Origin of the sequence: Microbacterium sp. NPDC058342 (genome assembly GCF_042723935.1) — a bacterium.
Lineage (GTDB): Bacteria > Actinomycetota > Actinomycetes > Actinomycetales > Microbacteriaceae > Microbacterium.
This window is the reverse complement of the sequence record NZ_JBHXID010000002.1, coordinates 89,479-109,179: the sequence shown is the minus strand read 5'-3', so window position 1 is coordinate 109,179 and position 19,701 is coordinate 89,479. Positions and strand designations below refer to the sequence as shown.

Sequence of the window (19,701 nt, the reverse complement as noted above, 5' to 3'; positions counted from 1 at the left end):
GCGCGCGTAGCCTGTCCGGATGACCGTCGTCATCGCCTTTCTCGCCAACCTGCTCGTCGCGATCGCCAAGACGATCGCCGCCATCATCACCGCTTCGGCATCGATGGTCGCCGAAGCGGCGCACTCGTGGGCGGATGCCGGAAACGAGATCTTCCTCCTCATCGCCGACCGGCGGGGCAGCCGGCGCAAGGACGCCCGGCATCCCCTCGGTTACGGCCGAGCGCGTTCGTCTGGTCGCTCATCGCCGCATTCGGCATCTTCACCGCCGGCTCGATCGTCTCGATCATGCACGGCATCCAGCAGCTGTCGGAGGATGAGCCCGTCGAGAACCCCCTGGTCGCGTACATCGTGCTCGCGATCGCCTTCGTGCTCGAGGGCGCGTCGTTCTCGCAGGCGCTGGTCCGATCGCGGCGACTGGCGCGGAGCCGCGGCACGTCGACGTGGGATTTCGTCATCGACACGAGCGACACCACGCTGCGCGCCGTGTTCTTCGAGGATGCGGCTGCGCTCATCGGCCTGGTTCTGGCCGGCGGAGCGATCGCCCTGCACCAGGCGACCGGCGAGGCCGTGTGGGATGCGGTGGGATCCATCCTCGTCGGCATCCTGCTCGGCATCGTGGCCGTGATCCTCATCGGCAGGAACATGGCCTTCCTGGTCGGAACGAGCGTGACCAGCGCCGTGCGCAACCGCGTCGGCCACGCACTGCTCTCCTCCCCCGGGATCGATCGCGTGACGTACCTTCACATCGAGTACGTCGGTCCCAACCGGCTCTTCCTCGTCGCCGAGATCGATCTTCCGGGTGATGCCCGCGAACACGACGTCGCGCGGAGGCTGCGTGAGGTGGAGCGGCAGATCGAGTCGCACGAGGCGGTGGAGACGGTGGTGCTGTCGCTGTCGGTCGACGACGAGCCCTCCCTGGACTTCTCCGCCGCCTGAGCGAGCGGATGCCCCGGCTCAGGGCCCCCAGTTGTCGGCGAGCTTGGTGAGCAGCCGCGCGAGCTCGGCGCTCTCCTCGTCGCTGAACGCGGCGAGCGCGCGACCCAGTGCCTCGCGCCGCTCGCCCCGCACGCCGCGGAACAGGCGCGAGCCCTCGTCGGTGAGGGCGATCCGCGTGCGGCGCGCATCGGCGGGGTCGGCCTCACGCCGCACCCAGCCCCGATCGACCCCCTGCTGCACCAGACGCGAGGCGCGCGGCTGATCGACGCCGATCGCCTCGGCGAGGCCGCTCACGCTCAGGGGCTCGGATGCCTGGGCCAGCGACTCCACCATGCGGATGACCGCGGGTGCACCGTGGCGCATGCCGCCGTCCGCACCCCAGGGGCCCCCGCGCCCTCGCTGCGGGCGCATGCCGTGAGGGCCGTGCTCGTGCGGGCCGTGTCCGCGCGGATGCGGACGTCGTCCCCGCAGTCGGGACAGCGCGGCGGCGATGGCATCGGCGGGGTCCACCGGTTCGGAGGTCATGAGTCGATTTTACATGCGACTTGACATGTACCCAAGTTGCATGTCAGACTGCATGTACATGCAACATGACATACAAAGGACATTCATGAACAACCACGACACCACCACACCCCGCCCCTTCGGCTACTGGCTCACCGCCGTCGACCGGCTGCTCCGCGCCGAGTTCGCCACCGCCTTCCAGGCCGAGGGCATCACCCGCCGCGACTGGCGGATGCTGAACCGCATCGACGGCACGCATCCCGACCCCGCCGACCGCCACCTCCACGAACGCAGGCTGCACCGCCTCATCGAACTCGACTGGGTCGAGCGCGACGGCGCCGGCTGGGCGCCCACTGCTGCCGGACGCCTCGCCAAACAGCGCCTCGAGACGGTCGTGGACGACATCCGATCCCGCATCGCCGGTGCGCTCTCGACCGAGGAGTACGAGGTCATGACGGCCTCGCTGGAGAAGGTGGCCCGCGAACTCGGCTGGGAGGAGGGCAGGCGCCTTCCTCGACGCGAGCCGCGCCGCGGACGCGGTCGACGAGACGTCCGTCACGCCCGGGGTAACGATCCCCGCCGCGGCATCGGCCCCGATGCGGAGCACGGTTTCGCCCACGGTCGCGGCCTCGGTCGTGAACACGGTCGAGGCTTCGGCGCCGGCCACCACGGCGCCGGCCACCACGGCGCCGGTCACCACGGCGCCGGTCACCACGGCGCCGGTCACCACGGCGCCGGCCACCACGGCGCCGGTCACCACGGCGCCGGCCACTCCGCGCCCGCGACGCACATCCACATTCACCACCACCACTGAGCCGTCACGCGCGGTGAGCCAGTGGAATAGCCGGGGTCGGCGCACAGTTCTCATGGAACATGAGCCCCGTCGCGTCGCCTCCGGCCCCGCCGGCCGCGCGCGATGACGCGCTGGGACGGCTGCTCGGCGAGGTGGCGATCAGCATCCGCTCTCAACGCCGCCTCCGCCCGACCACGGCCGAGACCGTCGCGCTCGGCGCGGACGGCCTTTCGCTCGTCTACGTGATCGCCGGACACATCGATCTTCCCGCAGGCGCCGGCCTGCCGGATGCCCTGACCGCGGGCGACGCCCTGCTGGCCACGGGCGCCCGGGCGCTCACGGCGTTCGTGCCCGCCGGCTCCGCAGCGCTCGTCTCGCACCTGAACCTGGCGGACAGCGCCGCCCACCTGGCGGACCTGCTGCCCGACGTCGGATGGATCCGCGGCTTCGCCCAGCTGGAGCCGGCGGCCGCCGCGCTCGCACAGCACCTCGGCGTCGAGGAGACGGCGTGCACCCGCGAGGGCGACCTCGTGATCTGCCGGATGATGGCCACCACGCTGCTGCAGTCCGTGATCCGCGCCTGGTCGAGCATGGGGTGTGCACCGCAGGGCTGGCCGTCGCGCTCACGAGACCCGTTCCTGGACCGCGTCGCCGACGCCATCGCCGATGATCCCGGTCGCGAGTGGACCGTGGAGCAGATGGCATCGGCCAGCGCCCTGTCGCGATCGGTGTTCACCGAGCGGTTCCGCCGGGCTTTCGGCGTCTCCCCGGCCCAGTACGTCGCCGAGGTCCGCATGCGCGCCGCGCGCGCCCTGCTCGTCGACGGTCGCGGAGTGAGCGAGGTGTCGCGCGAGCTGGGCTACTCCTCGGATGAGGGCTTCAGCCGTGCCTTCCGACGGCACACGGGCCTCACGCCGTCGGCCTGGCGGGCGCATCGCCTCCCCGCTCACGCCTGAACCGTCCGGACTCGGACCGGTTTCCGCCGGCGACCTTGACCAGCCCTGGGTTGTATGGTTACCTACTTGAGTAACTAACCACTGAACCGGAGGCGATGCGTGATCGACGAGGGCAAGCCACTGTTCCTGCAGATCGCCGAGGCGATCGAGGAGTCCATCCTCGACGGCTCGCTCGACGAGGAGGGACAGGCGCCGTCGACGAACGAGCTCGCCGCGTTCTACCGGATCAACCCCGCCACCGCGGCGAAGGGAGTCGCGATGCTCACCGACAAGGGCATCCTGCTCAAGCGCCGCGGCATCGGCATGTTCGTGTCGGCCGGCGCGCGCGACATCCTGCTCGCCGAACGCCGCACGCGCTTCGCCGAGCGGTTCATCGATCCCCTCATCACCGAGGCCCGCACTCTCGGCCTCGGTGCCGACGACCTGGCCGCGCTCCTGCGGGAGCGCGCCGCACGCACACCCACAGAAGGGAGCACCTCATGACCGCCGTCATCGAGGTCCGGAACCTGACGAAGCGATATCGCGACAAGCTCGCGCTCGACGACGTCTCGCTCACGATCGAGAAGGACACCATCTACGGGCTGCTGGGCCGCAACGGCGCCGGCAAGACCACGCTGATGTCCATCCTCACCGCTCAGAACTTCGCCACCTCGGGCGAGGCGCGGGTCTTCGGCGAGAACCCGTACGAGAACGCGAAGGTGCTCAGCCGGATCTGCTTCGTGCGCGAGAGCCAGAAGTACCCCGACGATGCCCGCCCGACGCACGCCTTCCGCGCGGCGCGGATGTTCTTCGAGAACTGGGATCAGGAACTGGCCGATCGGCTGATCGACGACTTCCAGCTGCCCGTCGACACGCGCATCAAGAAGCTCTCCCGCGGACAGCTCTCGGCCGTCGGCGTGATCATCGGGCTGGCATCCCGCGCCGAGATCACGTTCTTCGACGAGCCCTACCTCGGCCTCGACGCCGTCGCGAGACAGGTCTTCTACGACCGTCTGATCGAGGACTACGCGGAGCATCCTCGCACGATCCTGCTCTCGTCCCACCTGATCGACGAGGTGTCGAACCTCATCGAGAAGGTCATCGTCATCGACGCCGGGCGGATCCTGCTCGACGAGGACACCGACGACGTCCGCGGGCGGGCCTCCACGGTCGTCGGCGATGCGGGGCGCGTCGAGGCCTGGGCGCAGGGTCGCGAGGTCATCCACCGCGAGTCGCTCGGCCGCGTGGCATCGGTCACCGTGCTCGGTCATCTCGACGAGGCGGATCGCGCGGGCATCGCCGCCGCCGATCTCGACCTCGCCACGGTGTCGCTCCAGCAGCTCATCGTGCGCCTGACCCAGAACGCCGCGCAGACGGCATCCGAACCCGCCACCGCACGCACCGAGGAGGTCCGCTGATGCGACGCACGCTCAACGTCGTCAGACTCCAGCTCATCAACCGCGACACGTTCATCTGGGTGCCGCTGATCGTGCTGGCCAGCGCCACCCTCGTGTCGGTGCTCATCTACGCCATGATCCCCGTCGACACACCGAAGTACGGTGGCGGCGGTCAGGCTCCGCTGTGGGTGTTCTTCGCCGTGGGCATGTCGGCGATGACGCTCACCTTCCCGTTCTCGCAGGCGATCAGCATCACCCGCCGCGAGTTCTTCGTCGGCACGATGATCGCGGCCGTGCTGGGCAGCGCCTTCATGGGCGCGCTGTTCCTCATCGGCGGCGCCATCGAGGTCGCCACCGGCGGCTACGGCGTGAACGGCTGGGTCTTCCACCTGCCGTGGATCTGGGAGATGGGCCCCCTGGGCGCCTTCGTCGTCTACTTCACCCTCGCGCTGTTCTTCTTCGTACTCGGATTCACCGGGGCGACCGTGTACAAGCGCTGGGGACCGCTGGTGCTGACCATCGCCAGCGTCGCCATCGGCCTGGTGCTCGTCGCGCTCGTATTCCTCGTCACGCGCCTGGAGCTGTGGGGCCAGGTCGGCAGTGCGATCGTCCAGCTGGGCGCCGTCGGGCTGGCACTGTGGGGACTGGTCGGCGTCGTGGTCCTCGCCGGGATCTCGTTCCTCACCTTCCGCCGCACCATCCCCTGACCGGCAGCTCCCGCCGTCATCGTCAGCAGCGCGGCATAGGGCATCCGGTGCGTCGACGCGGCAACGGTCGGGACGGGGGCGGTGACGGTCATGACTCCAGCCTCGTCTCACCGCGCGCCCGGCGCCCGACCGTCCGTCCGGAGCATCCGACCGTTCGTCCGAGGCGGATCCGCGCGGGCCGCCCGGTACGAGCCGCGGCGACGGTCAACCGACGAGATCGATCGTCGTCTGCACGGGCGCGGGCTGCGAGGCGGGGAACGGCGTCACACCCTGAGCGAGCATCGTCGCGATCGTGACGACGGCTCCCACCAGCAGCGCGAGCAGGATGCCGAAGATCGCCACGGTCCACCCACGGTAGCTTCCCGGCGTCGCCCCGGATGCCGGAGGCACGACGTCCTCCTGCGCGAGCGACGGCTCGGGTACGACACCGCGTCCCTCGATCGCGGCGTCGCCCGCCGCCGTCGCGGGCTGGGGCACGTCGGCGGCCGGCCGGGCCGGCTCAGCGGGACGCGCGGCTCGGGCGCGTCGCGACGTCGGCTCGGTGAGGGAGGCCTCGGACGGCTCGTCCCAGCCTTCGCGCCAGTCCGCGCGCGTCACGGGCGCCTCCGCGGGAGGCGGCGGTATCACGGGCTCGGCGAGCGCGGACTCCGGGATCACCGGGTCCGGGATGACCGGATCCGGCACGTCCAGCTGCGGCAGCTCCGCGTCGGGGATGTCGAGATCCGGCACCTCGATGCCGGGAGCATCCGGGTTCTCTTCGTCTTCACGCGGGTCGACCATGTCAGCCTCCGATCGCTCCCGCATCGGTGGTGCCCACATCGGTGCGGTGGAAGTTCAGATGGGCGCGGGATGCCGTGGGCCCCCGCTGCCCCTGGTAACGGTTGCCGTACGGGCCGGAGCCGTAGGCGTTCTCGGCCGGCGAGGTGAGCCGGAAGAAGCAGAACTGGCCGATCTTCATGCCCGGCCAGAGCTTGATCGGCAGCGTCGCGACGTTGGCGAGCTCCAGGGTGACGTGCCCGCTGAAGCCCGGGTCCACGAAGCCCGCCGTGGAGTGCGTGATCAGCCCCAGACGCCCCAGCGAGGATTTGCCCTCGAGGCGGGCGGCGATGTCGTCGGGCAGGGTCACCTGCTCGAAGGTGGCGCCGAGCGCGAACTCGCCGGGGTGCAGGACGAACGGCTCGTCCGGGGCGACCTCGATCAGGCGGGTCAGCTCGGGCTGGTCCTCGGCGGGGTCGATGAAGGGGTACTTGTGATTGTCGAACAGCCGGAAGTAGCGGTCCAGACGCACGTCGACGCTCGAGGGCTGCACCATCTCGCCGTCGAACGGGGAGAGCCCGATGCGGCCCGATGCGAGTTCCGCCTTGATGTCGCGATCGCTGAGAAGCACGTCTTCAGCGTAACGGTGCCGTTGCCGCACCGCAGAGCTGTGTCCGAACTCGCTGTGAGTCCTACGAGCCCCCGCTCGGCAGCTCCGCCCCACCCGCACCTTCCGGGACGCGACCCTGAGCATGTTCCAGAAGGGACCGGTCCGCGACAGCCCGACCCGCCACTACTGGGACGCGCCTGCGCGTCGGGCGCAGAAAGCGCGGGTCCATGGCATCCGAACTCGCATCGTGTGAGACACCGCCGGCAGCGCGTCACAAGTTCCCCGGGTTCTGCGGCTCAGGCCGTGCCGGCGAGCCCCCACTCGTGCGCCAGGATCACCACGTGCACCCGATCGCGCGCGCCGAGCTTCGCGAGCACGCGGCCCACGTGGGTCTTCACGGTCGACTCGCTGAGGAAGAACTGCGCGGCGATCTCCATGTTGCTCAGCCCCTGCGCCATCGCGTGGAAGACGTCGCGCTCGCGTTCGGTGAGCTCGCTGAGCCGCTCGGTCTGCGGTGCCGCTGCGGACTGACCCGCGGTGTCGAGCTCGGGCGCGAGATGGTCGAGCAGCGCGCGGGTGGCGCGGGGGGCGAGCACGGCGTCGCCGCGGTGCACGGCGCGCACGGCGGCGACGAGCTCGTGCCGGTCGGCGTCCTTCAGCAGGAATCCGCTCGCGCCGGCGCGGATGGCACCGAACGCGTACTCGTCCAGGTCGAACGTGGTCAGCACGAGCACGCGCGCCTGCGGATGACGACTGCTGATCACCTCGGTGGCAGCGATGCCGTCCATACCCGGCATCCGCACGTCCATGAGCACCACGTCGGGTCGCAGGTCCGCGGTCAGCGAGATCGCCTCGGCGCCGTCGCCCGCCTCGCCGACCACGTCGATGTCGGACTCGGCGTCGAGCACCAGACGGAATCCGATGCGGATGAGGGCCTGATCGTCCACGAGCAGCACGCGGATGGGTGCGGTCACGGTGCCTCCTCGGCGGTCCGGTCGTCGTTCTGGGATGCGGGCCCCACCGCTTCGGATGCCGGCGGATGCGGCAGCTCGGCGCGCAGCATCCACCGGCCCTCCCCCGCGGGCGCGGAGACGAGGGTGCCGCCGAGCAGCGCGGCGCGCTCGGCAAGGCCCCGCAGCCCGAATCCGCCCTCCGCGACGGGCCCCGTGACGCCGTCGTTGACGATCTCGATGATCAGCGGAGCGGCGTCGTAGTCGATGCGCACGTCGATCGCGCGCGCTCCAGGCGCATGGCGCATGGCGTTGGTGACGCCCTCCTGCACGATGCGGCCGATGGCGAAGCGCAGGGCCGGCGCGGCGTCCGGCTCCCCGCGCACGGCGAGTGTCGCGGCGAACCCGGCGCGCTGGGCGGCCTCGACGGTGTCGGCGGGACTCGCCGGTTCGAGCGGTGCGAGCGGGGCGTCCGCACCGCCGTCCCGCAGCACGCCGAGCATCGCCCGCATCTCGCTGAGCGCGTTTCGCGCGGTGGTGGCCGCGGCGGTCGAGGCGTCCTTCGCGCGATCACGGTCGGGCGTGGCTGCGGCGCCCTCGGAGAGGGCGACGACGACCGTGAGCGAGTGCGACACGATGTCGTGCATCTCTCGGGCGATCCGCTCCCGCTCCGCTGCGGCGGCGAGTCGGGCGTGCTGGTCGCGTTCCACGAGCAGCTGCCGCGAGCGATCGATCACCGCCTCGAGGTAGCGGCGTCGGTTGCCGATGTTGACGCCGATGAGCGCGCCGATCAGCCCGGGAATCGCGAGGGCGAGCAGGGAGTTGAGCGCATCCTGCAGCGAGATCGACCCGTACGCGAGCATCGTGAAGGCGAGGGCCCCGACGAGTCCCACGCCGAGGCCGAGACCGATCCAGCAGGCGCGCGTCGATCGGTAGGCCGCGAGCGTGTAGACCGCGAGCGGGAACACGAGGGTGCCGGCCGAAGAGGTGATCGCGAGCAGGAGCATCTCCACCGCGATCGCTGCGGCGACGACGGTCTCCGGCCAGCGGCGACGCCACATCAGCAGCACCGAGGAGCCCGTCACGGCCAGACCGATCGCCACGCCTCCGCCGACCGACAGGGGCCGGGCATCCGCTGCGCCGGTGGCGCTCGCTCCGATGGAGCTGAGCAGGCAGATCAGGGCGATCAGGGTGTCGGCGAGGCGCGGATGCCGGGCCCAGAACCGCCGGATGACACCGGGCGGACGCGGCAGCCGCAGCTCTTCGTCCCGGGGGACGTCGGAGCTGCGGCTGCGCGTTCTCGACACGTGTCGACTCTACGTGGGCAGGATCACACGTCCCGGCCGCGCACGACCGCCCAGGCCCCCAGCAGGGCGGCGGCGGGCCAGGCGACCAGTGTGATCCAGGCGACCGGCGCCTCGACCGGCATCCCGTCGGAGGGCAGGATCGCGAACTGCGTGGCCGTGGCCGGCAGGTAGTTGTTGAGCTCGCCGACCCATTCCAGATCGTGCAGCCATGCGCCGAGCATGCTCACGATGATCGGCAGCACGAACAGGATGCCGACGGTGACGGCGATCGCTCCTGCACCCGAGCGCAGCAGGAAGCCCAGGCCCACGCCGAGCAGGGCGAACAGCGCCATGGTCGCGGAGGCGGCCAGGACCGGCAGGATCGTCATCGTCGGATCGACCCAGTCCAGGGCCAGGTCCTTCGACGCCGCGAGCGGGCTGATCGCGACGGCGGCGAGCCCGAAGATGAGCAGCGAGACGACGAACATGAACGCGCCCAGCACGACCGCCTTGGCGGCGACGACGGAGCCGCGCACCGGGTTGGCCGTGAAGGTGGATCGCACCATGCCGGTCGAGTACTCGCCGGTCACGGAGATGACGCCGAGGATTCCGGCGAGCATCATCGTGAACTGCACGGGCGACACGACCGCCATCACCATGTTGTCGACCGGCGGGCTGATCGCGGACGTCACGATGAACGCGAGCCCGATGGTGAGCACGCCGACGATCGCGACCGACCACCAGGTGCCGCGCACCGTGAGCAACTTGACGAGCTCGCTGCGCATCTGGCGCACGAAGGTGACGTTGAAGGCGGATGCGGGGATGTGACTGGCGCGAGCCTGGATCGCGGTCATGAGAGTGCTCCTTCGAGCTGGGCGTCCTGAGGAACGGCGCGGGTGCGGTACTCGACGGCGTCGCCGGTGAGGGCGAGATAGGCGTCCTCGAGCGACCCGCTGGTCGGGGTGAGCTCGTGGATCGGGATGCCGCGCTGGAACGCGACATCGCCGACGCGGGATGCCGGCAGGCCCGAGATGTCGAGCGTCTCGGGGCTGGTGGTCACGACCTCGACGTCGCGTCCGGCGACGGCGGATGCCAGTTCGGCGGCGCGAGGGCTGCGCACGTGCACGCGCTCGGTCGTCCAGGAGCGCACGAGGTCGGGCAGGGCGGCGTCGGCGAGCACTTTGCCGCGGCCGAGGACGATGACGTGGTCGGCGGTCTGCGCCATCTCGCTCATGAGGTGGCTGGAGAGCAGCACGGTGCGCCCCTCGGATGCCGCGTGGCGCACGAACTGGCGCACCCAGCGGACGCCCTCGGGGTCGAGTCCGTTGACGGGCTCGTCGAGGATGAGGGTGTGCGGATCGCCGAGGAGGGCGGCCGCGATGCCGAGACGCTGGCCCATGCCGAGCGAGAAGCCGCCGGCGCGCTTGCGGGCGACCGACCCGATGCCGGTGATGTCGATCACCTCGTCGACGCGGGATGCGGGGATGCCGTGGGTCGCGGCCATCGCCCGAAGGTGGTTGCGCGCCGAGCGGCCCGTGTGCACGGCCTTGGCATCCAGCAGCACGCCCACCTCGGTGATCGGGGCGCGCAGCCGCCCGTACTGGTGACCGTTGACCGTGACGCGGCCCGTGGTCGGACGGTCGAGTCCGACGATCATGCGCATGGTGGTGGACTTTCCTGCGCCGTTGGGTCCGAGGAATCCCGTGACGCTTCCCGGACGCACGGTGAACGACACGTCGTCCACCGCGAGCTTGTCTCCGTACCTCTTGCCGAGGCCCTCTGCTGTGATCATGCTTCGACGCTACGTCGCGGAGCGGGCGTCGCGCGTCCGCCTGCGGGATGAACCCGGCGCCCGCACAGGTGGTACCCCGGTGCCATCGCAGGTGTTCTCGTTTGTTATGCTGACTGAGCGCCTCCGGGTGCACGGGGCTGTAGTTCAATGGCAGAACTTCTGCTTCCCAAGCAGACAGCGCGGGTTCGATTCCCGTCAGCCCCTCCACAGGATCTTCCCTCAGCGCTTCGGCGCCGCGCACGTCCGCGCGCTCCGGCGTGGAGCGCGCGGACGGACGGGTTTCAGCTGCGGCGACGGCGTCCCGCGATGACGATGACGATGACGATCGCCGCGACGACCACGACACCGAGACCGATCAGCAGCGGCCACGGCGCCGGATCGGCATCCGGGGTCTCGCTCTCCGACGACGTCGGGGTGTCCTCGGGCTGATCGGTGGCCGTCTCGGCCGACGCCGTGGGGGTGGGGGCGGTCTCGGCGGCCGCGACCGAGAACGCGTACTCGCCCGACGTGGGGTGGCCGTCACTCGAGACGACCTTCCACGTCACCTGGTACTCGCCGTTCGGCATGCCGGCCTCGAGGGGCACGGTCACGGTGTCAGCCGCGACGACCGGGTCACCGGCGACCCAGTCCTCACCGTCGGAGTCGACGACGGTCATGGCGGTGCCGTTGTTCTCCTCGAGGGCCAGCAGGTCGTTCGAGAACGTGAGGACGATCTGCTCGGGAGCGGCGGTCAGCTGCTCGTCGGCGGCCGGCGAGCTCGAGACGATCACGTCGTGGGCGGATGCCGGGGCGGCGACGGCGAGCACGGCGGCCACGGCGACGGCGGCCCCGGGGAGGACGGTGCGGATACGGGACATGGGAGAACCTCTCTTCGGATGCCGCTGAGCGGCGTGTGCGATCTGGACGCGGTCGTGCGACGGCACGTCCGCGGGCCGCGGCGGGAACGGCCGCGGTGGTGGCTCAGAGCGCGGGAAGAGGCGGCCCGCGTCGACGCAGACCCGCCAGTGGCGGGTTCCGGCGCACGGGTGCGGGCAGCAGAGCCCAGCGTCGCCCGGCAGGGTGGTCGAGCACGGGCGCGGCCCGGGGTGGCACCGCGCGGCGCACCCAGGCGGCGACGGCGGATGCCACGGCCAGCAGCGCTCCCACGATCCGCTCGCCGCGGTGCAGCACGGCCACCGTCAGCGCGGCGGCGACGAGGTGCGCGATCCACATCCCGGCATCCTGCGGCACGAGCACGGTCTCACCGTCGAGGACGACGGCTGCCGCACCGTGCACGTGCGGCGCGAAGCCGCCGCGCGGAGCGATGCTGCCGAGAACGAACAGCGCATGGAACAGCAGCTGCGAGACCAGCACCGATGCACTCAGCCGCACGACCGACAGCCGCCGACCGGCCAGCAGGGTGCATGCCGTCAGTGAGAGCACCCAGGGCACGGCGATGCCCAGCATCCCGGGCATGTCTCCGCCGACCACGACGTGGGACAGCAGCGCGGCGAAGGTCGCGAACGAAGCGCCGAGCAGCCCGCGAAGAAGCGGGATTCTGCGGGAGGGGCGCACCCGTCCATCCTCTCACGCTCTGCGGCACCCGCCGCGGGGCGAGGTCACTGCGCGGCGGGCGCCTTGCAGATCGCACCGTCGGTGATCGCCTTGGCGTACTGCTCGGCCGTGAACGGCAGTCCGAACTCCGGCGCGGTCTGTCCCTCGGCGGCGGGCGCCTTCGACGCGATCGCCGCGAGCTCCCAGGCGAGGTAGGCCGCGACGCTGCCCCCCGCGCTGGAGTTGTTCAGGGTGACCGCCACCGTGAAGCCGGTCGCCGGATCCGAGTAGGCGGCCGTGGCGTAGCCCGGCACCCAGCCGTGCTGCCCGATGAGCGAGCCGACCATGTACGCCCCGCCCGTCGCCTGGTACCAGGAGGGCGACTTCGTCGAGACCGGCAGCGGCTTCGCGAACCGACCGGGCTTGGCGCCCTCGTCACGCAGCGCCTGGCGGGCCTCCGCCTGCGCGTAGCGACCCAGATCGGTGATCGTCGAGACGACACCGGAATCGGTGAAGCCGATGCTCGAGGAGCTCTTGGTGACATCCACCGGCGCCGCGCAGTCGAAGCCGCCCTCGACGGCGGGCAGGTAGGCGCCCTTCAGCGCAGGTGCCGGCCCGGGGGCGGCCGCCGACGCGCCGGGCAGCGACGTGGACTCGAGCTCCAGCGGCGTGGTCACGTACTTGCTGATCAGCTGGGAAGCGGTGAGCCCCGAGACGCGCTCGAGCGCGAGCCCGAGCATCAGGTAGCCGGCATCCGAATCGCGGAAGGCGGTGTGCGCGGGTCCGCGCTGCACACCCAGTCCGAAGCTCGCGAGCTGCAGCGGAGCCCAGTGGCGCTCGGGCGTGTTCAGCCAGTAGGGCTTGACGGATGCCTCCGACGAACCGATCCCGCTGGTGCCGTTGCACAGGTCGAGCAGGGTGATGTCGCCGAGGTCGGCGACCCCGGGCACGTACTTCGGCACGGGCGCATCGAGCTTGACGCGGCCGTCGTCGGCCAGCCCGTACAGCACGTCGCAGGTCATCAGACGCGTCACGTCGGCCGCGCGGAAGGACATCTCCGCCGACACCTCCGTGTCGTCGCCCGCTCCCTGCGTGCCCAGGCCCGTGACCCACTCCCCGCTCCACGGCGCCCACACTCCGACGATCGCCCCGGACGAGCCGGTGGCCGTCATGGCCTGCTCGACCGCCTTCTGCAGCTGTGCGGTCATCTCGTCGGGAAGCTTGCCGTCCACCTGCTCGGGAGGCGTGTAGCTGAACTCGGGCTCCGCGGCGGAGCATCCGGTGAGAGCCAGAACGAGGGCGACAGCGCCGCCGACGGCAGCGCGCAGACGACGCGACGAACGTAGATGCATGTATCGACTCTCCCGGAGATGGACCCTCCGAGTCTAGAACGCGGATGCTGAGAGCCCGCCGGTCAGCTCTCCACCCTCTCGGCCTGCCTGGCCTCCCACGCCTCGCGCATGAACCGGCGCACGTCCTCGTCCACGCGGATGTCGCCCGGCCGCAGCGGCCGCGACAGGTACAGCCCGTCGAGCGAGGTCAGCCGGCTCAGGGCGACGTACGTCTGACCCGGCGCGAACGCCCCGGACCCCAGATCCACGATCGCTCGGTCGTACGTCTTGCCCTGCGACTTGTGGATCGTGACCGCCCAGGCCAGGCGCAGCGGGAACTGCGTGAACTCCGCGACGACCTCGCGCGAGAGCGTCTTGGTGCCCGGGTTGTAGGCGTAGCGGAACCTCTCCCACACCGCCGGCTCGACGTCGAACTCGTCGCCGTCGACATCCACCCGCACCGTGCCGCCCAGGATGCGCGTGACCGTGCCGATCGACCCGTTCACCCAACGCGGGGGCTCCCCCTGCATGGCCACGTCGTTGCGCAGGAACATGACCTGGGCGCCCACCTTGAGCCGCAGCTCGGGTTCGGCCGGATAGTTCGACTCGCCGCGGCCGAAATCTCCCGAGACCTCGGCGTGCGCGGTCTGCTCCCGACCCGGCAGCGCCGCGAGATGACGCTTGTTGATGCCGTTCACGATGTCGTTGCGGGTGGCGAGCGTGATGATCGGCACCTCCCCCGCCTCGGGTTCCGGAGGAGTCCTCGCCCCCTGCGCATTGAGCACGTCGGCGATGTCCTTCGTGACCCGCCCGTACCGCACCGCGTTCAGCATCGATTTGAACCCGTCGTCGGACTGCCGGTGGATGTGCACGAGCTCATGGACGTGCAGCCTGGCGCCGTGCGCGCCCAGATCGAGCATCCCCCCGCCCTCGCCCGCGACGCCCCCGGTCCAGACCTTCGCGTCGAAGAACCAGAACGAGCGGTAGTGGTCCTGGATGTAGCGCAGTTCGTCGCCGCGCGGCGGGACCGGAGCCAGCTGGTACGGGTCCCCGAACATCACCACCTGCACTCCGCCGAACGGGATGCCGCGCTTGCCCCTCGCCTGACGCAGGGAACGGTCGATGGCATCCATCAGGTCGGCGTTCACCATCGAGATCTCGTCGATCACCAGCGTCTGGATCGCGTTGAGGATGCGCCGGGTGGCATCCGACTGCTCGATCTCGCTCTCGGCGATCAGCCCGATCGGCAGCCGGAACAGCGAGTGGATCGTCTGCCCCTCGACGTTCAGCGCGGCGACGCCGGTGGGAGCGCAGATCGCTATCTGCTTCTCGGTGTTCCACGCGAAGTGCTGCAGCAGAGTCGACTTGCCCGTGCCCGCGCGCCCCGTGACGAACACGTGCTCGTCGGTGTCCTCGATCAGGCGGAACAGCGCCTGCTGTTCGTCGGAGAGGGTCACGGGCACGCACCCCATGTTAGGCGCGCGGCGCCGCCGCTCGGCTCGGTCCCAGCCCCGGATCCCTAGACTTGGGGCATGATGCAGGGGCGGGCGGTGTCACGACGGCGAGCGACGCTCCGCACCGACCTCACCCTGCTGGCCCTGATCGGCGTGCTGCTGATCGCCGCGCTCGGGGCTGGCGGCATGGCGCTGTACCAGCAGTTCTACGGCCCGTCGGCGTTCGTGCAGCGCTACCTCGACCTGCTCTCGTCGGGCCAGGCGGCGGATGCCCTGCGCGTGCCCGGCGTATCGGTCGATCTCTCCGCGGAGCAGGACGGCGCCATCGACTCCGTGGCATCCGAGGCGCTGCTGCGCACCGCGGCGCTCGGCCCTCTCACCGACTACGAGGTCACCGCCGAGAAGCACGAGGACGGGGTGTACATCGTCTCCACCGACTATCGCGCTTCCGGCGTCGAGGGCACGTCGACGTTCTCGGTCGTGCAGGACGGCTGGGTCGGCGTGGTGCCGAACTGGAGATTCGAGCGCAGCCCCCTGGCCGAGATCGACCTGACCGTGCGGGGAGCGGACGTGTTCTCGGTGAACGGCTTCGAGATCGACCGCCGTCAGGTCTCGCCCGACGGTGCGGCAGCCGAACCGCTCGACAGCCTGCACCTGCTCGTGTTCACCCCCGGCGCCTACTCCGTCACGGTCGACACGCCCATCGCCGCCACCCCCGGCGTGCGGGTGCTGGCGGACACGGCACTGGCCAGGACGCCCGTCGACGTGCAGGCCATGCCGACCGAGGAGTTCACCGGCATCGTGCAGCAGAAGGTCGAGGAGTTCCTCACCACCTGCGCCGGGCAGGAGGTGCTGCTGCCGACCGCCTGCCCGTTCGGACTCGAGGTGCAGAACCGGCTCGCCGACGGCTCCCTGCCGCGGTGGTCGATCGTGACGCAGCCGACCGTGAGCGTGCAGCCCGACGGCGCGCACTGGGTGATCCCGCCGACCGAGGCGGTCGCCCACATCGACGTGAAGATCATGTCGCTGTTCGACGGCTCGGTGCACGAGGTGTCGGAAGACGTCCCGTTCGAGGTCGACGGCACCATCCGCATCCTGCCGGACGGCACGGCATCCATCCGGGTCGGGTCTCCCGGCTCCGAGTAGCCCCGGAGGACTCAGGGGCGGCGGGCGGACTCCCGCGCGTCGCGCTCGGCCAGGCGCGCGAGACGGGCGTTGTACTCCTCGAGCTCCGCCTCGCCGGTGCGGTCGGCGTGCCGATCACGGCGGCGCTGCAGCCGGGCATCCGACCGCGACCACTGGATCGCCACCGTGATGGCCAGGATCAGCGTCGGGATCTCGCCCACCGACCACGCGATGCCACCACCGATGTACTGATCCTCCATCGGCGTCGGGCCCCAGGTGCGTCCCATCGAGCCGAACCACTCGGCGACGAGCAGCCCCTCCTGCATCATGATCGCGATGCCGAAGAAGGCGTGCAGCGCCATGACCGCGATGAGCGTGATCAGGCGCCCGGCGTGCGGCAGGCGGTACGGGATCGGGTCGACGCCGACCAGGGTCATGACGAACAGGTAGCCCGAGATGAGGAAATGGATCACCATCCACTCGTGCCCGAGGTGCTCGTACATCGCCCAGCGCACCAGGTCGGTGAAGTAGAACGCCCACAGCGACAGGATGAAGATGGCCGCGGCGACGAACGGATGCGTGATCACGCGCGAGAACGGCGAGTGCACCGCCCAGAGGATCCACTCGCGGCCGCCCCGCGTGCCGTCCTCGCGCTTGTGGATGGCGCGCAGCGCCAGCGTGATGGGGGCGCCGCTGACGAGCAGCAGCGGGATGGCCATGCTGAGCACCATGTGCCCGGCCATGTGCACGCTGAACAGGTAGTCCTGGTACTCGTTGAGCGGCCCGCACGTCACCCAGAGCAGCAGCAGCATGCCCGCCAGCCAGAAGATCGTGCGGTGCACCGGCCAGCGGTCGCCGCGAGCGCGCAGACGCAGGAGACCTGCCACGTAGAGGAAGACGCCGAAGCCGACCGCGACCAGCCAGAGGATGTCGATGTCGTACGAGGTGAACCAGCGGTCGAGGGTGAGCTCGGGCGGCAGCGGCGACCGGGCGAGCCGCTCGGCCGCGGTCTGCACGGCCGGCACGTCCTCGCCCAGCGGCGGGGGAGTGCGCGCCAGTGCGGCCGCGGCACCGGATGCTGCGCCCATCAGCGCCAGCTCGCCGAGGATGAGGGTCCAGAACGAGCGGCCCTCCCGTGCGCCGCTCAGGTGCGGGATGAGCCGGCGGCGGTACCAGGCGCCGAACAGGCCCAGCGCGAGGAGTGCGGCCGCCTTGCCCAGCACGATCAGGCCGTACGGCGAGAGCAGCTCGCTCCAGTCGCCGAGTGCGACGACCGTGCGCGCGACGCCCGACACGGCGACCACCACGAAGGCGGCGATGGCGAGCGAGGAGTACCGGGCCACGAGCACGGGCATGTCGACGGCATCCGTCTTCTGCGATCCGCGCGAGCCGGCGCCCTTGCGGTTGCCGCTGCGCTGAACAGTGCGGCGCTGCACGATCAGCTGGATCAGACCGCCGACCCACACGGCGGCGCCGACGGTGTGCAGCAGGATGGCGTTCACGGCGACGCTGTGCCCGGCGACGTCGCCCGAGTGCCCCTGCGTGGCCAGTGGCAGGAACGACGCCGCGGCGAGGCCCGCTGTCATCAGCGCGCCGGTCCAGCTGCGCCAGCCGAACGCGAGCAGGGTGGTCACGGCGCCCATCAGCACCGTGATGAGCCAGGACTGCCCGAGCGGAAGCTCCAGGAGGAAGCGTCCGAGCTGCTCGCCGAACGATCGGTCGGCCGAGAGCTGCGGGTTGAAGGCCGCCAGCAGGGTCATCCCCGCGGCCAGGCCGGATGCGACGGTGAACACCGCAGCGCCGACGGATGCCGTGTCGAGGGCGGTGTCGAAGGGGCGCGTGCCGCTGCGCAGACCGAACAGCGCCAGGACGAGCGAGCCCAGCATCGCGGCCGCGCCGAGGTTGGCGAGGAGCTTGACGGCGGGCAGACCCCACATCACGATCGGTCCCGGGTCGAGCAGCTTCGGGGGCACCGCGCCGCCGCCGACGACGAGCGCGGCGATCAGTCCGGCCGCCGCGCCGGCGAGGAGGATCACCAGTCCGACGAGACGGTACGGTTTCACGCCTCCAGCCTACGGCGGATGCCTGTGACGGCCCTGCCGGGCGCCGCCCGCCCGCGCAGCATCCGCCCGGACGCGAAGAAGGCCGCCCCGGCGGGGACGGCCTTCTTTCGCAGCGGTCTTACTTGACGGCGGCCTTGAGCTTGGAGCCGGCGGTCACCTTGACGCGCTTGCCAGCGGGGATCTTGATCTCGGCGCCGGTCTGCGGGTTGCGACCGGTGCGAGCGGCCGTGTCGACCTGCTCGAACGAGATCCAGCCCGGGATCGAGACCTTGCTGCCCTTGGCGACGGCGTCGGAGACGGTGCCGAAGAGCGAGTCGAGGACGCGCGAAACGGTGGCCTGGCTCTCGCCGGTTGCGGAAGCGATGCTCGCGACGAGCTCGGTCTTGGTGATGGACTTGTCAGCCATGTCATCCTCCAGCGACGATGGTCCGTCGCATCGTGTTGATTTCGAGGGAAACCCCCGTCGGTCGTTCGACCGCCTTGAATGTACCAACCAGAACCAGGAAATCCGCGTCATTTCGCGGGTTTCGGCTCGATTTCTCGGCGTGTCTCGCTACAGGAGTCACATCCGTCACAAATTTCTCTCCCCGCGTTCGCCGCTTCGGGAGGACTTCTCCCCGATGGGAGGAAGCTCATGCCCGGAATCTCCTCCGATCAGCGAGTTCTCCTCCTCAGTCGGAGTCCCTCACACGGCAAGATGCAGGCGTTGTGCGATGGCTGCGAGAATCATCGCCTGCACCTCGTGCCAGCGCTCCATGAGCTGCTGATAGCCGATCCGGATGACGTGATACCCGTGCAGCTTCAGCAGCGCATCGTGCGCGATGTCACTCGTGCGCTGCGCCCCGACGTGATGGCCGCCGTCTATCTGGACGACGAGCCGTTCACCGATGAGGAAGTCGACACGATGGCCGAGCAGCCACACCTGCGGGGTGATCGGCACCCGCAGCCAACGCAGCCTGGTCCGGAAGATGGTCTCGGTGCCTGCATCTGCGAACGGCGTCGCCTGTTGGAGCATCCTTCGGGCATCCGGTGGCAGCGCCGCGCGGGCGAGGATGCCGGGATCGACGAGCCGCTGGTTGAGTGCGGACTCCCAGATGGCGAGCGCCTCTTCCTCAGGCCGGCACCGTGCCACCAGGACCAGCGCATTCTCGAGCGAGTCCTCACACGAGTCCGGATGCCGTGGAAGCAGAGGAGCACTCCAATGCACGACTCCGCGCGAGAGCGTGACGTGACCTGCGTGGGGCGGCGCGGCGACGTGCGGTTCCGTGGCGTTCAGCACCCACAGTCCACGTCGCGCAGCGAGAGTGACGCAGCTGAGCACCACACCGCGTTTGGCAGCAGCCACGAGCATCCGGTCCGCATCCGTCCGGGCCACCCAGCCGCGGCGGACGGAGAAGATCAATCCGCGTTCCCTGGCGACCCTCAGAGCATGCTCTGACACCCCGTGCCGTCGTAGCGAATCCACCCGCGCGACACCGTCGAACCGATGCAGCGCATCCAGAACATCCATGGTCCTGATCGTGCCTGCT

The 19,701-nt window shown here is 70.4% G+C and carries 20 protein-coding genes, 1 tRNA gene and 1 pseudogene; 8 read left to right on the top strand and 14 right to left on the bottom strand.

The annotated features are described in order from the left end of the window. The first annotated feature begins 19 nt into the window (after positions 1–19). Positions 20–936 (top strand): annotated as a pseudogene (locus ACFWHT_RS10530) (cation diffusion facilitator family transporter). A gap of 18 nt (positions 937–954) precedes the next feature. Here ACFWHT_RS10530 and ACFWHT_RS10525 read toward each other — a convergent pair. Next, the gene (locus tag ACFWHT_RS10525; RefSeq protein ID WP_378828200.1) at positions 955–1,461 is read right to left on the bottom strand and encodes a MarR family winged helix-turn-helix transcriptional regulator; all 507 of its coding nucleotides are present in this window, start codon (positions 1,459–1,461) and stop codon (positions 955–957) included. Positions 1,462–1,546: 85 nt separating this feature from the next. On the opposite strand from ACFWHT_RS10525, the gene ACFWHT_RS10520 reads away from it, so the two are divergent. The 5 genes from ACFWHT_RS10520 to ACFWHT_RS10500 all read left to right on the top strand — a co-directional run bounded on the left by ACFWHT_RS10520 (position 1,547) and on the right by ACFWHT_RS10500 (position 5,272). Further along, a complete protein-coding gene (locus ACFWHT_RS10520; RefSeq protein WP_378828199.1) occupies positions 1,547–2,254 on the top strand; it encodes a hypothetical protein in 708 nt (235 codons plus the stop codon). Positions 2,255–2,313: 59 nt separating this feature from the next. Continuing rightward, the gene (locus tag ACFWHT_RS10515) at positions 2,314–3,189 is read left to right on the top strand and encodes a helix-turn-helix transcriptional regulator (protein ID WP_378828198.1); all 876 of its coding nucleotides are present in this window, start codon (positions 2,314–2,316) and stop codon (positions 3,187–3,189) included. A gap of 99 nt (positions 3,190–3,288) precedes the next feature. Continuing rightward, positions 3,289–3,672, top strand: a complete 384-nt coding sequence (locus ACFWHT_RS10510; RefSeq protein WP_378828197.1) for a GntR family transcriptional regulator — start codon at positions 3,289–3,291, stop codon at positions 3,670–3,672. Continuing rightward, positions 3,669–4,586, top strand: a complete 918-nt coding sequence (locus tag ACFWHT_RS10505) for an ABC transporter ATP-binding protein (protein WP_378828194.1) — start codon at positions 3,669–3,671, stop codon at positions 4,584–4,586. Before ACFWHT_RS10510 ends, ACFWHT_RS10505 begins: the two co-directional genes overlap by 4 nt. Next, complete coding sequence (locus ACFWHT_RS10500; RefSeq protein WP_378828193.1) at positions 4,586–5,272, top strand: hypothetical protein; 687 nt, start codon at positions 4,586–4,588, stop codon at positions 5,270–5,272. Before ACFWHT_RS10505 ends, ACFWHT_RS10500 begins: the two co-directional genes overlap by 1 nt. 204 nt (positions 5,273–5,476) lie before the next feature. On the opposite strand, the gene ACFWHT_RS10495 is transcribed toward ACFWHT_RS10500, so the two are convergent. The 6 genes from ACFWHT_RS10495 to ACFWHT_RS10470 all read right to left on the bottom strand — a co-directional run bounded on the left by ACFWHT_RS10495 (position 5,477) and on the right by ACFWHT_RS10470 (position 10,666). Then, positions 5,477–6,052 (bottom strand): hypothetical protein, encoded by a 576-nt coding sequence (locus ACFWHT_RS10495; protein ID WP_378828191.1) that lies wholly within the window; start codon positions 6,050–6,052, stop codon positions 5,477–5,479. A gap of 1 nt (position 6,053) precedes the next feature. Continuing rightward, positions 6,054–6,659 carry a dCTP deaminase gene (dcd, locus tag ACFWHT_RS10490; protein WP_378828189.1) on the bottom strand — a complete coding sequence of 202 codons (606 nt, stop codon included), beginning with the start codon at positions 6,657–6,659 and terminating at the stop codon, positions 6,054–6,056. 275 nt (positions 6,660–6,934) lie between these two features. Further along, positions 6,935–7,612 (bottom strand): response regulator, encoded by a 678-nt coding sequence (locus ACFWHT_RS10485; RefSeq protein ID WP_378828186.1) that lies wholly within the window; start codon positions 7,610–7,612, stop codon positions 6,935–6,937. Then, the gene (locus ACFWHT_RS10480; RefSeq protein WP_378828184.1) at positions 7,609–8,895 is read right to left on the bottom strand and encodes a sensor histidine kinase; all 1,287 of its coding nucleotides are present in this window, start codon (positions 8,893–8,895) and stop codon (positions 7,609–7,611) included. The genes ACFWHT_RS10485 and ACFWHT_RS10480 overlap by 4 nt, the downstream gene beginning before the upstream one ends. 23 nt (positions 8,896–8,918) lie before the next feature. After that, positions 8,919–9,728, bottom strand: coding sequence for an ABC transporter permease (locus ACFWHT_RS10475; protein WP_378828182.1), 810 nt, complete (start codon positions 9,726–9,728; stop codon positions 8,919–8,921). After that, complete coding sequence (locus tag ACFWHT_RS10470) at positions 9,725–10,666, bottom strand: ABC transporter ATP-binding protein (protein WP_378828181.1); 942 nt, start codon at positions 10,664–10,666, stop codon at positions 9,725–9,727. The genes ACFWHT_RS10475 and ACFWHT_RS10470 overlap by 4 nt, the downstream gene beginning before the upstream one ends. 133 nt (positions 10,667–10,799) lie before the next feature. Between ACFWHT_RS10470 and ACFWHT_RS10465 the strand changes: the two genes are divergently transcribed. Next, positions 10,800–10,873 (top strand) — tRNA-Gly (locus ACFWHT_RS10465). A 74-nt stretch (positions 10,874–10,947) separates the two neighbouring features. On the opposite strand, the gene ACFWHT_RS10460 is transcribed toward ACFWHT_RS10465, so the two are convergent. The 4 genes from ACFWHT_RS10460 to ACFWHT_RS10445 all read right to left on the bottom strand — a co-directional run bounded on the left by ACFWHT_RS10460 (position 10,948) and on the right by ACFWHT_RS10445 (position 14,993). Beyond that, positions 10,948–11,523, bottom strand: a complete 576-nt coding sequence (locus tag ACFWHT_RS10460) for a copper resistance protein CopC (RefSeq protein ID WP_378828179.1) — start codon at positions 11,521–11,523, stop codon at positions 10,948–10,950. 103 nt (positions 11,524–11,626) lie between these two features. Next, positions 11,627–12,220, bottom strand: coding sequence for a hypothetical protein (locus tag ACFWHT_RS10455; RefSeq protein WP_378828178.1), 594 nt, complete (start codon positions 12,218–12,220; stop codon positions 11,627–11,629). A gap of 44 nt (positions 12,221–12,264) precedes the next feature. Further along, entirely contained in the window at positions 12,265–13,551 is a 1,287-nt protein-coding gene (locus ACFWHT_RS10450; protein ID WP_378828176.1) for a serine hydrolase, read from the bottom strand. 62 nt (positions 13,552–13,613) lie between these two features. Continuing rightward, positions 13,614–14,993 (bottom strand): ATP-dependent RecD-like DNA helicase, encoded by a 1,380-nt coding sequence (locus ACFWHT_RS10445; protein ID WP_378828174.1) that lies wholly within the window; start codon positions 14,991–14,993, stop codon positions 13,614–13,616. Positions 14,994–15,062: 69 nt separating this feature from the next. Between ACFWHT_RS10445 and ACFWHT_RS10440 the strand changes: the two genes are divergently transcribed. After that, positions 15,063–16,130 (top strand): hypothetical protein, encoded by a 1,068-nt coding sequence (locus tag ACFWHT_RS10440; RefSeq protein WP_378828172.1) that lies wholly within the window; start codon positions 15,063–15,065, stop codon positions 16,128–16,130. An 11-nt stretch (positions 16,131–16,141) separates the two neighbouring features. Here the strand turns inward: ACFWHT_RS10440 and ACFWHT_RS10435 are convergent, their stop codons facing one another. From ACFWHT_RS10435 to ACFWHT_RS10425, 3 genes are all read right to left on the bottom strand, one after another. Beyond that, positions 16,142–18,172: a cytochrome c oxidase assembly protein gene (locus ACFWHT_RS10435; protein WP_378828171.1), complete on the bottom strand. Its 2,031-nt coding sequence runs from the start codon at positions 18,170–18,172 to the stop codon at positions 16,142–16,144. A 118-nt stretch (positions 18,173–18,290) separates the two neighbouring features. Further along, positions 18,291–18,578: an HU family DNA-binding protein gene (locus ACFWHT_RS10430; protein WP_087129650.1), complete on the bottom strand. Its 288-nt coding sequence runs from the start codon at positions 18,576–18,578 to the stop codon at positions 18,291–18,293. A 279-nt stretch (positions 18,579–18,857) separates the two neighbouring features. Beyond that, positions 18,858–19,682 (bottom strand): endonuclease domain-containing protein, encoded by an 825-nt coding sequence (locus ACFWHT_RS10425; protein ID WP_378828169.1) that lies wholly within the window; start codon positions 19,680–19,682, stop codon positions 18,858–18,860. Between the last annotated feature and the right edge of the window lie 19 nt (positions 19,683–19,701).

Coding starts and splice junctions, on each gene's coding strand:
- ACFWHT_RS10525 (WP_378828200.1), bottom strand. CDS start 1,461: ATGACCTCCGAACCGGTGGACCCCGCCGATGCCATCGCCGCCGCGCTG.
- ACFWHT_RS10520 (WP_378828199.1), top strand. CDS start 1,547: ATGAACAACCACGACACCACCACACCCCGCCCCTTCGGCTACTGGCTC.
- ACFWHT_RS10515 (WP_378828198.1), top strand. CDS start 2,314: ATGAGCCCCGTCGCGTCGCCTCCGGCCCCGCCGGCCGCGCGCGATGAC.
- ACFWHT_RS10505 (WP_378828194.1), top strand. CDS start 3,669: ATGACCGCCGTCATCGAGGTCCGGAACCTGACGAAGCGATATCGCGAC.
- ACFWHT_RS10500 (WP_378828193.1), top strand. CDS start 4,586: ATGCGACGCACGCTCAACGTCGTCAGACTCCAGCTCATCAACCGCGAC.
- ACFWHT_RS10495 (WP_378828191.1), bottom strand. CDS start 6,052: ATGGTCGACCCGCGTGAAGACGAAGAGAACCCGGATGCTCCCGGCATC.
- ACFWHT_RS10475 (WP_378828182.1), bottom strand. CDS start 9,728: ATGACCGCGATCCAGGCTCGCGCCAGTCACATCCCCGCATCCGCCTTC.
- ACFWHT_RS10470 (WP_378828181.1), bottom strand. CDS start 10,666: ATGATCACAGCAGAGGGCCTCGGCAAGAGGTACGGAGACAAGCTCGCG.
- ACFWHT_RS10460 (WP_378828179.1), bottom strand. CDS start 11,523: ATGTCCCGTATCCGCACCGTCCTCCCCGGGGCCGCCGTCGCCGTGGCC.
- ACFWHT_RS10450 (WP_378828176.1), bottom strand. CDS start 13,551: ATGCATCTACGTTCGTCGCGTCGTCTGCGCGCTGCCGTCGGCGGCGCT.
- ACFWHT_RS10440 (WP_378828172.1), top strand. CDS start 15,063: ATGATGCAGGGGCGGGCGGTGTCACGACGGCGAGCGACGCTCCGCACC.
- ACFWHT_RS10430 (WP_087129650.1), bottom strand. CDS start 18,578: ATGGCTGACAAGTCCATCACCAAGACCGAGCTCGTCGCGAGCATCGCT.
- ACFWHT_RS10425 (WP_378828169.1), bottom strand. CDS start 19,682: ATGGATGTTCTGGATGCGCTGCATCGGTTCGACGGTGTCGCGCGGGTG.